The sequence below is a fragment of the Sphingopyxis sp. GW247-27LB genome (assembly GCF_002277025.1).
In the GTDB taxonomy this organism is placed as follows: domain Bacteria; phylum Pseudomonadota; class Alphaproteobacteria; order Sphingomonadales; family Sphingomonadaceae; genus Sphingopyxis.
In genome coordinates this window covers 250,395-266,388 of record NZ_NIWD01000007.1, presented here as the reverse complement: position 1 = coordinate 266,388, position 15,994 = coordinate 250,395, and the positions used below count along the sequence as shown (strand labels likewise).

The window sequence follows — 15,994 nt, the reverse complement described above, 5'->3', positions numbered from 1 at the left end:
CGATATGCCATGTGAAAGCTCCTCGAGATCACGCGAGCACGCTTCGGCATCGCCCAAATGAAGGGGCGTCCGGCTGCTCAGCGGTGCGATGAATGGATCAGTGAACCGTCGGTGAGACAGGTTGACTGTTCAGATAACGGCCATAGTCAGGACCGGTGGCAGCGCGTAATTCGTTCCGACCATCGTGGGTCTGGTAGAGTTTGACCTGCTCGGCCCGGTGCGCGACGAGCCCGTGCTGGAGGTTGATCCCCGCGAGCGCCGCAGGCAGTTCGCGCAGATAGGATGCGGGCGCACTGACAAGGCTGCAAAGCTGTCCGAACGACCAGTTGGTCGGGGCAACGGGCCGTTCTTCACCGGGAACGATGAGCGAGAGGCGTTCGGGGCTGTCGCTGCGCGCCTCGACGCGAATCTCCTTGCTATCCACGACGCGCGCCGTGGAGCGGTCGGCGCGGGTACGAACGGCCGCGTAAAGCTCGGTCAGCGAAAGATAGCGCTCATCGTCGGGCCGCGAGAACCATTCAGAAGATACGCGCCCGATATTTCGGCCGCGGGAAATATCGACACGATAGGCGCCGGAAACGGGATGATCGGTCGTGGGTGCAAGCGTGGCCATGGTGGCTCTCCTTGATTGGCTGGGTTACGCAGAAGGCCGATCAGCCTTCGGACGCACTCCGCCCTCACCCCCTTTCCACCTCTGAAGCAGGGAAGCCGACGATCAGTCCAGACGGTCGAGATCGATCCGAATTCAGGATAGAGCGTCATTCGATGCCGGGGCGGTAAAGTGGCCGTTCCCGCTGCCACCGCCAAACGGTCAAGCTGGTCAATCGCTCACGGGGCTGCTTTTGAAGCAATTCTGACCGGTTGCGGTCGTGCAGCTTTTATCTAGCCAGCATCGAGAAGCAGACTTTCCGGGACTGAGCGTTAACTACCCAAGCTACCCGCAAACCGTTCGGCCAGCCGCTCGCGTTTGAAAACATCGGCGACCCAATCGACGAACGCGCGCGTCTTGCCGGGAAGCAGCGTGCGCGACGCATAATAGACCGAGATCGCACCCGCGTCGGCGTACCAGCGTGGGACCAGCCGCACCAGCTTACCACTCTCGAGTTCCGGCAGCACATCGGGCATCGCGAGAAGCGCGACACCGAGCCCGAGCCGCGCGACTTCGCGCATCGCGGCGGGATCGTTGACGACGATATCCTCACGCAATGTCGCCGCGCTCTCGTTCCCGACCGCATCGCGCATCATCCAGTGGCGGATGCGCCCCGACTGGAGCGAGCGCATGACGATGCCTTCAAACTCGACCAGTCCGGCAGGATCGCCCGGCGCGACGCGGCCCGCCATATAGGCGGGCGATGCGACCGCGACGATATGCGCGGGCGCCAGGGCCCGCGCCACGACTCCCGGCGACAGGTCGAAGCCGCCCCCGATCGCCGCATCATAACCCTCGGCAACAATGTCGACCGGCCGATTCTCGAAATGCCATTCGGGCCGGATGCGGGGATAACGCGCGAGGAAGGCGGGCAGCATCGGCAGCAGGTGCATAACGCCAAAGGTCGGCGCCATACTGACCTTCAGCACCCCCGCCGGTTCCCCGCTGTCCGAAGCAATCCCCGCGATCGCCGCCTGGATGTCGTCGAGGCTTCCCGCAATCGCGAGGCGAAAGGCTTCCCCCGCCTCGGTCAGCGTCAACCTGCGCGTCGACCGGTGGAAGAGCCGCACCCCCAGATTGCGTTCGAGCATCGTGACGTTGCGGCTCACCGCCGCCGGGGTCAGCGCCAGCCGGCGCGCCGCTTCGGAAAAGCTGCCCAGCTCGGCGCTGCGCACAAAGGATATAAGATTGGCGAGCGTTTCCATTTTCAATCAATGATTGAATATATAGCAAATCATTACCGACTAATCGAGCCATAAACATTGCGCCATCTTGGTCTCACCCCACAACAAGGAGTGCAGACCATGACCAAAGCTAGCCAGAACCTCACGGGCAAAACCGCCCTTGTCACCGGCGGCTCGCGCTCGATCGGCGCCGCCATCGCGCGCCGCCTCGCCGCCGACGGCGCGGCGGTCGCCATCACCTACAGCGCGTCGCCCGACAGCGCGGCGAGCGTTGTCGCCGAGATCGAAGCCGCGGGCGGGAAGGCCATCGCCATTGCCGCCGATGCGGGCGACCCCGACGCCGTTCGCGCCGCGGTCATCCAGACCGTCGAAGCCTTCGGCGGCATCGATATCCTCGTCAACAATGCCGGCGTCGCGGTCAACGCGCCGATCGAAGAGTTCCGGTTCGAGGATTATGAGCGCATGCTCGCGGTCAACGTCACCGGCGTCTTCGTCGCGACACAGGAAGCCGCGCGGCGCATGAAAGTGGGCGGCCGCATCATCCACATCGGTTCGTCGATGACGCGCTACGCCGCCTTTCCAACCGCGTCGGTCTATACGCTGACCAAGGGCGCGATCACCGGCTTCAACCGCAGCCTCGCGCGCGATCTCGGGCCCAAGGGGATCACGGTCAACACCGTCCACCCCGGCCCGACCGACACCGACATGAACCCCGCCGACGGCCCCGTCGCCGCGATCGTCGGTCCCGGCATGGCAATCGGCCGCTATGGCCAGCCGGCTGAAATCGCCAGCATCGTCGCCTTCCTGGCCAGCGACGAAGCCGCCTTCGTCACCGGCGCCGACATCGTCGCCGACGGCGGCTTGACCGCCTGACCCGACCAGAAAGGACTATCGTCATGCCCAGCATCGGCATCATCGGCGCCGGCAACATCGGCCGCGCCATCGCCACCGCGCTCGCGAACAAGGATATCCCGGCGACGCTCGCCAACCGCCGTGGCCCCGAGAGCCTCGCCGAGGTCGTCGCGGCCATCGGTCCGGCGATCACCGCCGGAACGCGCGAGGAAGCCGCCGCGAAGGATATCGTCTTCGTCGCGGTGAACTGGTCGAAGCTTCCGGCCGCGCTCGCCGACCTGCCCGACTTTGGCGGCCGCATCGTCGTCGACACCAACAACCCGATCGAAGCGCCGCTATTCAAGCCTTTCGACCTTGGAGGGCGTGCGTCATCAGAAGTGTTCGCCGACATGGTGCCGGGCGCCCGGGTGGTGAAGGCATTCAACCACCTTCAGCCGCATCTCGTCTCGCGCGATCCGGCCAGTGAAGGTGGCCATCGCGTGCTCTTCTACTCAGGCGACGATGCCCCGGCCAAGGCCAAGGTCGGCGCGCTGATCGACCGGCTCGGCTTTGCCGGGATCGATCTCGGCTCGCTCGCGACCGGCGGACGCCTCGTCCAGTTCCCGGGCGGACCGCTCCCTGCTCTGAATTTGGTCAAATTCGACTGATCAAACCGATCGGCGGCGGATTGAAGTGCAATCCGCCGCCACTGGCCGGTGCACCGAAGACTTTCTGACGCCTGGCGGCGTCCGAAACTCTCAACGTTTGCGGTCAGGCCGCTTTCGGTCACGAATCTTTGAAAGCGGACGCGGAGAAATGCTGAGCGCAGTGCGGCCACCCCAATGCACCTTACTTGCAGCCGTTTGGCGCGCGCGACCCGAGGTAGGCCCCGATGCAGGCGCATTCGCCTCCCCGCCATTCCGCACAGCCGGTGAAAGGAAGAAAACCCAACGCATCCTTAGTCACAATTTGCACCCACGCGGATTGCTTGGTGCATTTGTTCCTTATTTGTTCTATTGCGACATTTGAATCGGAGACCGAATTCGAGGACGACGCGTGCTCACCATTCCCAGGTTCCTGATTTCTGGATATCCAGATTTCTTGCAATCCACATTTGTGGATTGCAAGAAAGGCCGATTTCTGTATTTCTCCACCAGATGCGCACGGCCCACGGCGGTCCGCAGTGGGGAGGTTCGCCTGATGGTCGACAAGCAGATCGTAGACGATGGTGCCACGGATGGCGAAAACAAATCGCTCAATTTCAAGGTGAGCGCCGACTTCAAGAAGGACTTCAAAGGGTTCGCTGTCGCGCAAGGCATGACGATGACAGACCTTCTCAAGGAAGGCTTCGCGCTAACGAAGAAAAAGCGGCAGAAGTGATGCTGACGGCGCCGTCGCGGCTGACCGGACTCCGGCGATGACAGTGCACGCGCCCGATGCGGCGTTCGCTGGCGCCGAATGGCTGTTTTCGATCGGCCGCGGGGACGTCCCGGCCGTCGAAGGATTGGTTCCGGTTGCCTCGTTCGATCGCGAAGGGCAGAATCCGGATGTCGTAGCCATGATCGAGCGTGCGGCCAGTTATGGGGCACGCGCGGTCTTCTTCGAGGCGCAGCGACAAGGACGGACCCCGGTCGCGCAGGCGTTCGTCTTCGACACCAAGGATCATCCCGACGACACAAGATTTGCCGAACTCCACAAGCGACTATGGAGCTGGGGCGGCGTGCCGCTGGTCTATCGCGCAGGACCGGGCGTCATCCAGTTGTTTCGCTGCGCACACCAGCCGGATTTCGTCGGTACGGACGATCGTCCGATATGCAATCCGATCCGCACGCTGGAATTGGGCGCGGCGATCGCGGAGCAAGATGTCTGGTGGGACGCGCAGCGAATCCGCAATGGCGCGATCTGGGATGACCCCGACGCATGCCTGCTCATGCTGTCCGCGACCAAGTCGGCTCACCGCAAACTGGTCGCCGGGGTCCGCGCGCTCGCCATACAGCTTTCGGACAGCGAATTGCTTGACCCGGCGCTGCGCCGCCGGCTGCTCATCCTGTCACTGCTGATCGCATATCTCGAAGAGCGACTGGTCTTGCTCCCCCATGATTTCGCGAGCGCCCTGCCCGGTGCCTCTCGCTTCTTCGAGGTCCTTGCCGACGGTCCGGCGCTGATCAGGCTGCTCGAAGCGCTTGAGGCAAGATTCAACGGCCATGTCTTCCGACTTCGCGACAGCGAACGCGCCGCCTTGGCCAAAACTTCCGATCTCGCCCGCTATGCGCGATTGGTGCAGGGCTATGAAGATGAAACCGGCCAGCTCAGCTTCTGGCGCCTTTATTCGTTCCGAGACCTGCCGGTCGAGCTGATCAGCAACATCTACCAGCTCTTCGTGAAAGACGAGGCCAGCTCCATCTACACGCCGCCGGCGCTTGTTCGACTGATGCTCGAGGAGGTTCTCGATTGGGATCGGATCGACGCGCTGATGGAAAGCGACGGAGTCATCCTCGATCCGGCATGCGGTTCGGGCGTTTTCCTCGTCGAGGCGTACAAGCGGCTCGTGCTCCATTGGCGTTCGCGCAACGGATGGGTGCATCCCGGCGTGGAAACTCTTCGCGGGCTGCTCCAGCGCATTCATGGCGTCGATCTCGAGGAAGGTGCGGTCGAGCTCGCAGCATTCAGCCTCTGCCTCAGCCTATGCGACGCCTTGAAGCCCGAGGATATTCGCGCCAGCGTGAAGCTCTTCCCACGCCTTGCCGGCGAGACGCTCCATTGGAGCTGCTTTTTCGACGCAAAGAAAAATGGCCTTATCGCGCAGAAGGTCGCGATCATTGTCGGCAACCCGCCCTTCGCCTCGTCGCTGACGACCAAGGGTGCTCGCGATTGCGCCGCGTCGTATACGAAGGAGTACGGCCCCCTCGCCGACAAGCAGCTCGCCTACCTGTTCCTCCACGAAGCCATGGCGATGGCGACTAAAGGCGGCATTCTCGCAATGATCGAGCCGTCGGGGTTCCTGTACAACCAGAATGCCCATTCGGTCCGCCAAGCGTTCTTCAAAACCTGGCGTGTCCGCGAGCTATTGGACTTTGTATCCGTCCGGGGACTGTTCAAAAAGGGAAACGCCGATCCGAAGATTGTCGTCGTAATCGCAGAGGCGGAAGATCCCGAAGTCGACGGCCGCCTCCTGCACGCAGCTTTCCGGCGCAACGGCCGGGCGACCGCAGAGCAGGGATTCGACATTGATTATTACGATCTTCACTGGATCAGCAACATCGATGCTCAACAGTCGCGGGACATCTGGCGGGCCAATCTGCTGGGGGGCAGCCGGGCGCACGATCTGATCAAGCGGCTGCGCACCTATCCTACGCTGCGACAATTCGCCGAACAGCGGCAATGGGATTTCGGCGAAGGCTATATTGCGGGACAGAAGGGTATCTCGCGCCCCGCCAACCATCTCATCGGCAAACCGCTCCTTCCCACCAGCGCGCTATCCAGCGCCGGTCTCGACACGAGCAATCTTGCCGTCGTGCCCAAGCAACCAATCAAGGATACGAAGACGGAGCGCCGATTTACGCCGCCGCTCCTGCTCATCAAAGAGCATGAAGATCTGCACCACGGGATGTGGACGGGTCACTATCTAACCTATAAACACGAGATCGTCGGCCTTGCGGCACCACGCGGTCAGCTCCCTCAACTCGCGGCGATTGGCGAATGGCTTGAACGGGAGTCGGTAGCCCTGCGAGCCTATATCGCGGGCATCAGCCCCCGCCTGTTTACGCAGCGTGCGACGGCGATCCTAAACGCAGACGTGCTTGCCCTACCCTATCCCGAAAGCGGGAATCTGGATCTCAGCGATAACGAAAGGATCATTGCTGAAGACATCGTCGAGCATCAGCGCGATTTCATTCGGCTTGGTACGGGTTCCGCCGTCATGCAGGCAGCCCCGCCAGCGGCCCTTGAAGCCTTCGACAAGGTGTTCACGCGGCAGTTGAATGCGATCTATTCGCGCACGCCGCTGCGCCCGCTTCCCGCACAAAAATGGTCCGGCGCTATTTGCCGGGCCTTTGCCTTCGGTGATGGCCAAGTCGATTGGACGGGTGCCGATGAACTACGCATCAAACTCGACAGCTTGTTGCGCGAGCGGCGGGGCTCGAGCCTGACGATCACGCGGATTACGCGACTGTACGACAAGGAATTCGTTTTTCTGCTCAAACCCGACCGGCACCGTTTCTGGACCCGATCGGTCGCGCTCCGCGATGCCGACGATGTTCTCGCCGATCTGCGAGGCCAGGGTTTCTGATATGCTGGCCGACGACGGTGAAAGCGTTGGTCATGCGGGTTCGCTTGACGCCGGCGTGCATCTTCCCGGCGAATGGTTCTCATCCCTGATCCGCTTCCTACGCGATGCCCTTCCGGGATGGCGCGACGATCCTGCGCGCGAAACGGCGACAGGGGAGACGAAGTTGACCGCGCAACTCTGCGCGCGCCTCGCCAGCCTGACACGGCACGCTCCGGGATGGGATTTTCTTCAGTTCCGGCGCGAGGAGCCCGACGAAACCAACGGCAATCGCGCAATCGATCTCGCCGTCGCGCCCTGCGGCGATGTCATATGGATCGAAGGGCGGGCGTACACCGAGTATCAGACCCTACTGCCCGTGGAATGCAAGCGCCTCCCCACGCCTCCTGGCTCTGACCGCGACGAGCGCGAATATCTGATCAGCCGTTTCAGCAGCGCGGGCGGAATCCAGCGTTTCAAGGCGGGCCACCATGGGGCTGCACACAATCGCGCGGCGATGATCGGGTACTTGCAGGCCGAAGATTGTGTCTTCTGGCGAACGCAGCTCGACAGTTGGATCGACGGCATTGTGGCGGAGCCGGTGGAAGGATGGTCCGAAAGCGACAAGATCACATTGCACGACCATGACGCCGGAGCGCGTCTTGCCGCTCTGCAGTCCAACCATGTCCGGAAGCCTGGCCTAGCGCCAATCCTCATCGATCACCTTTGGATCGAAATGTAGGTCACGCGTACCTGCCTGACCAATGCGCCGAAGGGAGGGAGCGAGGCCGATGCAGCGGACCGTGGAGATAGCCGATTTCGAGCTACCGCGCGGCGGCATTGCTATTTCCCAGCTGATGACGATGGACCGGGCGAAGAATGATCGACCGGACGCAGGAGCGCTTCGGCATCTGGCCGCATCGGCTTGTAGCGGACGCAGCCTATGGTTCCGCCGCGAACCTGGCGTGGCTGGTGGAAGAGAAAGGCATCGAGCCGCATATCCCCGTGTTCGAAAAATCCGGTCGCAATGACAGCAGCTTCGAGCGCGTCGACTTCATCTATGATTATGACGACGACAGCTATATCTGCCCGGGTGGCAACCACTTGCGGCGGTCTAATCGCAACTTCAGTACACCGCGCACCGGGATCGATAAGGACGGCTCCATCCGCTACCGCGCGCGTCAGCACGACTGCGAAGGCTGTGCTCTGAAGCCGCAATGCACGCCCAATGCGCCAGCCCGCAAGATCACGCGTTCAATCCACGAAGGCGCGCGCGACATGGCCCGCGATATCGCGACAACCGACGCCTATCTTGTGTCGAGCAGAGAGCGGAAGAAGGTCGAAATGCTGTTCGCCCACCTCAAGCGCATCCTGAAACTGGACCGCTTGCGTCTGCGCGGCCCCAATGGTGCCCGTGACGAGTTCCACCTCGCCGCCGCGGCCCAAAACCTCCGGAAAATGGCAAAGATCTTCCCGATCCAGCACCTCGCCACCGCCTGATCAAGGTGGGGAGGCCGTTCGCCTCCCGTCCGCTTCCACCCTCCGCAGTCCGCCGGGCGACTTCTTCAACAGAATAGGGCGCTAAGCCGACAATCATTCGTCGCCTCTGAGGTCGATTCGGACGGGCGGATCGACATCTTCTCCTCGGCCAGGATAGTCGTCGAAGACCGTGACACTGTTGTCGGAACAATTATCGCGCTGGGCGGTCAGCTTCGATGGTCGCCGCATTTTTTTGCGCTGTCTGGATCGAAGTCGATTGCCCGGCGAGCGCGATACGCCGGCGTGGTGAGGTTCCGGGAACAGGAATGAATTTGAAATGCTGGGTATCCGCCTCGAACGTCCGCGCTCGGCGGTTCATTTCCTGCGCGGTTTCTCGCAAAAGTGAAAAATCCACTGCAAAATATGTAGCTCAACGCGCAACCGGGATCGACGGTGGATCTAGAATTCTATGAGTTCGAATCCACGCGGTTTGAGGATCTTGCGGACCCAGCCCTTGTCGATCTGCAGATTCTCACCGGTCAGGTCGATTGCGGGATCCGCTCGCTCGAACAATGCGATGCAAAGTTCGTCCGTGTCGAAGCGCGACCTATACTGGATGCCATCGAACGCCGTCTCGGTATAAACGATCGCGGAAATCCGTTGCGTAATGTCGTAACCACCAGGATTGGTGACCGGATCGAAATCGGCCGCTACGCCGGCAGCGGTGGTCTGAAACCAGGCGAGACCGGGGCCATGCAGCTTGGCAAGGCGTAGTGTTCGTCTGGTCTTGAACGTAGCCGCGCGCTTCTGCTCGACACGGTCCCATAACAGGTCCCGGTCAGCGGGCTTCCGCAGCAGGCTTTCCGCGAACGGGCCAACCAGTGTTTTCCCAAGATAAAGAACGCCGAATTGTCCGTCGGGATCGTCCCAGCGCCAGGACGCGTCCTTGCGGCCATACCAGCGCGCGTCGACGGATTTGCCATGAACACGGTGCAGCGTCCGTCCGGCAGCGATCGTCGCCACCGGCATCATCGATTTTGCCGCCATTGTCAGTCGTCGAGTGTTTGGGCGACACGCACGACACGATCGACATCGTCTTGATTGCCCCTTAGGAGGTCGATCGGCCGCGCGTCGCCCAGACCGTCGTCGCCGCTCACCAGATACTGGAGGACCGCCCAGCCGCTCGCCCCGGGTGCAGCACCGAGAACGCGGGGAATCGCCGGGAGGATGGCATTGCCATCGAACTGGAATGCCGGAAACAGCTTGGCACCATTGTCATCGATCATGAGGAGGCGACGGTCCCGGGCGGCCTTGTAGACGGCCTGCACTGTCTTGTGTCCGAGCAGATTGCGAACTGCTTCGGCATCGAAAGCTCCACCTGCGGCTTCGATCAGTCGCCGTTTGAAGGCGATGGCCCGGGTAATCTCTTCCGCCTGTTCCGGATCGCCGGCTTCGACCGACGGAATGCCGCGCGCGATATTCAGGACAAGCGCGGGGACGTCGATGCTGCCAATCGCCGCCGTCTTGGCGGCAGCTGGCATCATCTTGATGATCCGGTCGGCGCTTGCCAGGATGCGGTCACGCAGGATGCGATCTACATCGATAGCGGCCATACTGGCTGTGCGAGACATGTCGGCGCTCCTAGTTTAGTGAGTTTCATATAGGGCATATTGGGAACGCTTTCAACCATCCACAGACGCCGAAACGATGAACCTTCAAACATGGACGTCGACGGACGTCGTGCCATCACGCTGGCTCCGTGGCCTTGGCGGCTGCCGCTTCAACTCGCTGGGAGTAGCAGTAAACACCGTCCAGTCGCCGTAGTAGACCCCGTCATGCTCGACATAATCGTTGAAGATGGTGAGGCGCCAATCGCACAGCGGGCCGACGACGTTCGACAATCCTCGCGCCCGCCAATCGGACATCACCGCCGGGAAGTAGCGGTCCATCACTTCAGGTGTGGCAGCAAATTTGACGTCACACATATAGGTGGTGTGGACATAAGCGAGCGGCCCGATGACGGGTCCATCACTGCCCCAGTCTTCGAGGTTCTCATCGGGATCTTTGCGACCATGATAGAGGTGGAGATAGAGTTGCGGAACATCCGGGGCGACGGCTTCGGCTCTTGGCATCGTATCACCGGTCTCATTCGCTTCGCGGGCGGCAATCCAGTCCAGATAGCCGAGACGCGTGTCATCGTTTGAGATCTCGTATTTCCAGTCGGCTAACGGATGACCGGCGCGGCGGCTCCACGGTCCCTGCTCTTCCGGCGCGGAAGCGATCGAAATCGGAGGCGGAACGAATGCGGCAATTTCGAACCAGGCGTCGGCCGCGGCTATGGATCCGAGCCCATTCAACTCGGTCCGGCTCATGAGAACATGGTCCGACCCGTTGGTGTCGAAATATAGCGGATCGCCCTCGCCGGTATAGACGGCACGCTGAGCGCTGAACGCGCCGACACACGGATCCGAATTGCGAACAAAAGGAATGCCGTGGTGGGTGCAGAAATCCTCGACCTGATCGAATTGCCCGCCAACCAGGCCATGGGCGCAGATTTCGAGGGCTTGGCCATCGACAATGTGGGACGCATCGACGGTCGCTCCAACCCAGTCGAGCATTCCATGGTCGCACGCTATGGCGTCGATCAGCGGCTCGATCAGATCGCTCCTGATCGCCCCGCCGATCCGAATGATCGCGGATGCACGGTCTGTCATGGGAACCTCCATCGTCTCGATGGCCCTGCGGACAATTCCGCCGCCACACCGAGCCCCCCCCCACTCCCCCCTTTTCGCCTGTAAATTGGCCCAGCACGCAAACTATGGCGGTGACTGGGGGCCGCATTCGGCAGCGCCGATGAGGCTGCGAAGCTTCGACCATGCGAGTGCTTCGCCGGCGCACCGCCCTTGCCGGACGCCTATTTCGTACAGGCGATAGGTCAGGCTGACGATTTCAGGTGTGGCGTTCGAGGGGACGAGGATCAGGAAATCGCTTTCGTCGTCCAGGAGCTCGAAGACCGTGCCGTCGGTCGGCAAGGTCGTGACTGCAATGCTGGCCGAGCTCCCGAGCGCGGTGAGAGCCGTGTTGAAGCGGTCGACAAAGTCCTGATCGACCAGTGGATAGAAGTCGGACATCATGGCCCCCTTCGTGGATTCGGGATTCACTGCGGCCGCTCGGCGATGATCGCGGCGAGGACCTCGTCGGCCTTCTCGACAGGCAGGAAGAGCCGCGTCTTGTACTGGATCACCTCGCTGAACAGACCGCGCGCCTTCAGCCATTCGCGGTCCTGTGGCTGGAAATCCCGGACCTCGAAGCGCCGGCTACTGTTCACCATCGTGGAAACGAGGCGCGCGCCATGGAGGCCCGGGATCAGTGCGCCATCGCCGCCACGCGCCGCCTCGATCAGTTCATCGGGCGTGAGTTTGATCGAGGACTCAAGACCGAAGGCGGACTCCAGTTTCTCGAGCGCGGTGGGCATCACGATGCGTCCGAGGATGGACGTTCCCGCCGCGTCATCGATCCGCCAGACGCGGACATCGTCTTGCGGCAGCTTGTTCCAGACGGGCAAAAGGAGGCCGGTCGCGACGCTGATCGTGTCAATATCGACCTTATCGAGCGCTTCGGACACCTCTGCTTCCCAGAAGCTTTTGAAGCTATCGTGATCGACCTCTTTCCAGAAGGTGTGCCAAAGTTCGGCGAGTTGGATACGATTGGAACCCGTCGGCCGGACAAGCTCCAGCATCTTGACGGGGCGCCCCTCGTCGTCGGTGATCGACCAGGATGGAACGCAAACGGCGACGCGCCCCGAACGGCTGTTCCGCAGATATCGCACGTCGTCGGAGCTTCCCCAGATCTTGTCGAGGCGCGTCCATCCGGTGACGTGCGGCTTCAGATGAAGCTCGAGGCGGAGCAAACGCGTTTCGGCGCCGGATACCGGGTCTTTCCTGAGCACGCGCTCCGAGATCTGAACGATACGCTCGGCCCGGATCGCTTCGACGCCGAGGTCGAGCGTTCCGGCTTCGCGCGCTGCGTCGACGCGGGCCTGTATGAGCCCCATATATTCCTCGAAAACCGCGTTCTGGGTCGCGATCCTGAGCGCGAGGATGCGGTTGAGCCAGCGCTGGATCGGCGGCAGCTTGTCGAGCAAGGTGCCATGCTCATCGACAAGCTTCAGGCCTGTGATGATCTGGAATTTCTCGAGGCTGACGCTCGCGAGCTTGCCGGCGTGGAGGAGGTGATACCACTGGGTCAGGGCCTCGCGGGCATAGCTGCTTTCGAGATTATCGGCGGGATCGAACAGGTTCTGGCCGCCTGTCTGGCGTTGGCCGCGCGTGAGCGCGCCCAGCGTGTCGAGACGGCGCGCGATCGTGCTGATAAAGCGGCGTTCACCCTTGCAGTTGGTCGTGACCGGGCGGAACACCGGCGGCATGGATTGGTAGGTGCGGTGGGTGCGACCGAGGCCCTGGATCGCGATGTCGGCGCGCCATCCGGGTTCGAGCAGGAAGTGGATGCGCCGCTTGCGCGCGGTCGGGCAGTCCAGGTCAGCGTGGTAGGACCGCCCCGTGCCACCCGCCTCGGAAAAGACGAGGATGGGCTTTCGCCCCGACATGAAGTTGTCGGTCTCGGCGATGTTGGAACTGGACGTGCGACGCTCGACCTTCTGCCGGCCCTGCCCATCAACGACAATCCGCCGCGTGCGCCCCGTGACCTCGGAAACCATGTCGGTGCCGAAATGTACGATGAGAAAGTCGAGCGCAGCCGGAACAGGCGGCATCGAGCAGAGCCGCTCGATCAAATCGTCGCGCGCGGCGACCGCTTCCTGGCACAGGACACCGTTGCCGTCGTCATCGAGCATTGGCTCGGAGCGCATTGACCCATCGGTCGCGCGAAAGGCGCGCATTTGCCGGGTTGGGAAGGCGGTCTTCAGATAATCGACCATGGTGTCGAGTGGGGAGACATCGATCGAGAGGTTCGCCCGTTCTTCGGGTGACAGGTCAGCCAGGCGGCGGTCGAGTATTGCCTCGGCGGTACTGGTGAGCTGAACGACGGCGACATGGCCCGCGGCGAGTTCATCCTCGATCGCGCGAACGAGCGTCGGCATCTTCATCGCGATCAGGACCTGCGAGAAGAACCGCTGCTTCGCGCTTTCGAACCGGCTCAGCGCCGATCCCTTGGCCTGGGCGTTCATCGTCTGCCCCGAAATGCGGTCGACGATGTTCGACGCCTTCAGAACCTCGTCGAGGTTCTGGTGAATGATCGCCCATGCATCGGCATAGGCGTCGTAGATGTCGATCTGGTCCGGCGTGAGCTGATGCTCGAGCGGGTCATATTCGACGCCGGCGAAACTGAGCGCCCGGGCGGTGTAGAGACCCATGGACTTGAGATCGCGGGCGACGATTTCCATCGCGGCGATGCCGCCGTCGGTCATCGCGGCGAGAAAGCCGTCGCGATTGGCAAACGCCGTACCGGGACCCCAGAGCCCGAGCCGCGACGCGTAACTCAAATTTTCGGGCTTGGTGGCGCCGGTCGCCGATTCATAGACAACGCGGGCGCGCGGCAGCGCATTTTGCAGGCGGACCCCGGCGAGGCCCTGCTCGGATCCCTTGGCTTGCCGGTACTCGTCCTTGGTCCCGGCGGCGTTGCCCATCGAATGGGATTCATCGAAGAGGATCACGCCTTCGAACCCGGCGCCCGTCCACTCGAGAATCTGCTGCAGGCGCGAGCATTGGTCGTGGCGCTGGGACCGGAGCGTCGCATAGGTGAGGAAGAGGATGCCACTCGCCATGCCGATCGGCTGACCAAGCGGAAAGGCGTCGAGCGGCTGGACGTCGATTGGAAGCCCGCCGAGCGCGCTCCAGTCGCGCCGGGCATCTTCGAGGAGCGTCGCGCCCTTCGAGATCCACATGGCGCGCTGATTGCCGCAGTTCCATTGGTCCCGGATAATTGCGGCGCCTTCACGGCCCTTGCCGACGCCCGTCCCGTCCCCGATGAAGAAGCCCATGCGATAGGGGCGGCCTTCGGGGTCCTCGATCAGCAAGTCGCCTGCCGTGTTGGTGACGAACCGGCCCGAGAGGTCGCGCGAGAAGGCATCGCCTGCGTAAATGATCGCTTCGAGCTGGGCGTCTGACAGCGCCTCGCTTGCCCGCTTCTGGAAAAGCGGGCGATATTGGGGGATCGGGGGCAGAACCGACGCCATGGCGAGCGATTCCACGAGATCGTCGGGGTGGGGCTTCGCGCCTGGAATATCGATGCGGGCGAGCCGCCAAGGCGCATAGATACCGACCGGATCGCCGACAGGGAGCGGCGCGTCGCGGACCGAATAGGCGAGCGGCTGCGCTAGATCATCGGTCGCGGCGATCCGCGAGGGTGCGATGATCCTGGGGCCAGCGAGGCCGGAGAAGAGTGAGGACGACGAAGGCCTCAGCGCGGGACGCATCGGGATTACCGCCGGGGACGCCGGGGGCGGTTCGTCGGATGGGTCAAGCCGCGCCGGAGCCGCGAGCACGATGGGCAGCGCCGCCGCGATGGTGTCGACCGTGTGGCGCTCGGTTTGGCCGATCCAGCCCTTGTCGAAGACGATCAGGCGGACGGCGACGCTGGTGCCATGCTTCGCATAGGGACGGCCGAGAATCGTGATCTCGACGCGCGGGCGGGCAATTTCGGCGACGGAGACATAGCCGCTCGCGCCGCTCGCATCGTGCGCGAAGGTCGGCGACATGATCGCGACGCAGCGTCCGCCCTCGGCAAGACGCAGCAGCGCGGAGCGAAGATGGCGCGCTCCGGCATGGCGATCTTGGCCGCGCCCCTCGCTGCGGCTGAAGGGCGGGTTGATCAGGACAATTGTCGGCCGAACATCCGTCGGCAGCCGGTCGTTGATGAACTCGGCGTCATGGGTCGTGACTGGGCGGCCCGTCACGAGGGAAAGCAGCGCCGCCCGGCAGGGATCGCGCTCGTTGAGCGAAGCGCTCGCGCCCGCGGCGATCGCGCGCGCCGCAAGCATGCCGGTACCTGCCGACGGTTCGAGCACATGATCGCCAGCAGTGACCGCCGCCGCTCGGGCCGCGAGCCAGGACAGCGCCGCCGGCGTGCTGAACTGCTGCATATCGACCTGGTGCTCGCTGCGATAGGTCTGGGTCGGCAGCGCCTTCTCGAACGCGAGGATATCCGCGAATTCGTCTTCGGGCCCCCAGTCCGGGTTCGGGTCATCATCGGGCACGAGCGTGTCCGATGCCTGCGCGGCTTCGAGCGCGTCATAGGCATCGCGCATCGACCAGCGCCCGTCGGCATCGGAGCCGCGGAACGCTTCCACCATCAGGCGCTTGAGCAGCGAGCGGGTCACGGATTGCGGATCGGCGAGCCGGTCGCGCAGTGCGCGGGCGACGCCATAAAGGCGTTCGGCTTTTTCCCGGGCCTCGGTGCCCGGGGTTTCAGCGAGCTTCAGAAGCGGAAGGGTCATGGCAATTCTCCTGAAGAGGTTCGGGAGCAACACGCCCCCGCTGCCATCGCCCCTCCCCCTCTCCTCCCGACTGGAATGGGGGCATAAGAAAAGGGGCCGCGGCGCAGGACCGCGACCCCATAAAATCGAAGAGC

General features: G+C 62.9%; 12 protein-coding genes and 1 pseudogene. 6 read left to right on the top strand and 7 right to left on the bottom strand.

Annotated features, from left to right (window positions below; genetic code table 11):
- Window positions 1-97 precede the first annotated feature (97 nt).
- Entirely contained in the window at window positions 98-613 is a 516-nt protein-coding gene (locus CD928_RS07685; protein ID WP_095386502.1) for a hypothetical protein, read from the bottom strand.
- 308 nt (window positions 614-921) lie between these two features.
- Window positions 922-1,854: a LysR family transcriptional regulator gene (locus CD928_RS07680; protein WP_062900448.1), complete on the bottom strand. Its 933-nt coding sequence runs from the start codon at window positions 1,852-1,854 to the stop codon at window positions 922-924.
- Window positions 1,855-1,953: 99 nt separating this feature from the next.
- On the opposite strand from CD928_RS07680, the gene CD928_RS07675 reads away from it, so the two are divergent.
- The 6 genes and pseudogenes from CD928_RS07675 to CD928_RS07650 form a co-directional block, all read left to right on the top strand.
- A complete protein-coding gene (locus CD928_RS07675; RefSeq protein WP_062902942.1) occupies window positions 1,954-2,706 on the top strand; it encodes a 3-oxoacyl-ACP reductase family protein in 753 nt (250 codons plus the stop codon).
- Window positions 2,707-2,729: 23 nt separating this feature from the next.
- Window positions 2,730-3,332 carry an NADPH-dependent F420 reductase gene (locus CD928_RS07670; RefSeq protein ID WP_062900449.1) on the top strand — a complete coding sequence of 201 codons (603 nt, stop codon included), beginning with the start codon at window positions 2,730-2,732 and terminating at the stop codon, window positions 3,330-3,332.
- Between the two features lie 532 nt (window positions 3,333-3,864).
- Entirely contained in the window at window positions 3,865-4,044 is a 180-nt protein-coding gene (locus CD928_RS07665; RefSeq protein WP_062900450.1) for a hypothetical protein, read from the top strand.
- 37 nt (window positions 4,045-4,081) lie between these two features.
- On the top strand, window positions 4,082-6,952 hold the full coding sequence (locus CD928_RS07660; protein ID WP_062900451.1) for a class I SAM-dependent DNA methyltransferase: 2,871 nt from the start codon (window positions 4,082-4,084) through the stop codon (window positions 6,950-6,952).
- A gap of 1 nt (window position 6,953) precedes the next feature.
- Window positions 6,954-7,670 (top strand): hypothetical protein, encoded by a 717-nt coding sequence (locus tag CD928_RS07655; protein WP_062900452.1) that lies wholly within the window; start codon window positions 6,954-6,956, stop codon window positions 7,668-7,670.
- 131 nt (window positions 7,671-7,801) lie between these two features.
- A pseudogene (locus CD928_RS07650) lies at window positions 7,802-8,428 on the top strand (transposase); the annotation flags it as partial.
- A 438-nt stretch (window positions 8,429-8,866) separates the two neighbouring features.
- Here CD928_RS07650 and CD928_RS07645 read toward each other — a convergent pair.
- The 5 genes from CD928_RS07645 to CD928_RS07625 all read right to left on the bottom strand — a co-directional run bounded on the left by CD928_RS07645 (window position 8,867) and on the right by CD928_RS07625 (window position 15,860).
- Complete coding sequence (locus CD928_RS07645; RefSeq protein ID WP_062900453.1) at window positions 8,867-9,454, bottom strand: RES family NAD+ phosphorylase; 588 nt, start codon at window positions 9,452-9,454, stop codon at window positions 8,867-8,869.
- A gap of 2 nt (window positions 9,455-9,456) precedes the next feature.
- Window positions 9,457-10,038: a hypothetical protein gene (locus CD928_RS07640; protein ID WP_062900454.1), complete on the bottom strand. Its 582-nt coding sequence runs from the start codon at window positions 10,036-10,038 to the stop codon at window positions 9,457-9,459.
- An 84-nt stretch (window positions 10,039-10,122) separates the two neighbouring features.
- Window positions 10,123-11,121, bottom strand: coding sequence for a hypothetical protein (locus CD928_RS07635; RefSeq protein ID WP_120216964.1), 999 nt, complete (start codon window positions 11,119-11,121; stop codon window positions 10,123-10,125).
- Between the two features lie 102 nt (window positions 11,122-11,223).
- Window positions 11,224-11,538, bottom strand: coding sequence for a hypothetical protein (locus tag CD928_RS07630; RefSeq protein WP_062902943.1), 315 nt, complete (start codon window positions 11,536-11,538; stop codon window positions 11,224-11,226).
- A gap of 26 nt (window positions 11,539-11,564) precedes the next feature.
- Complete coding sequence (locus tag CD928_RS07625; RefSeq protein ID WP_062900456.1) at window positions 11,565-15,860, bottom strand: strawberry notch family protein; 4,296 nt, start codon at window positions 15,858-15,860, stop codon at window positions 11,565-11,567.
- Between the last annotated feature and the right edge of the window lie 134 nt (window positions 15,861-15,994).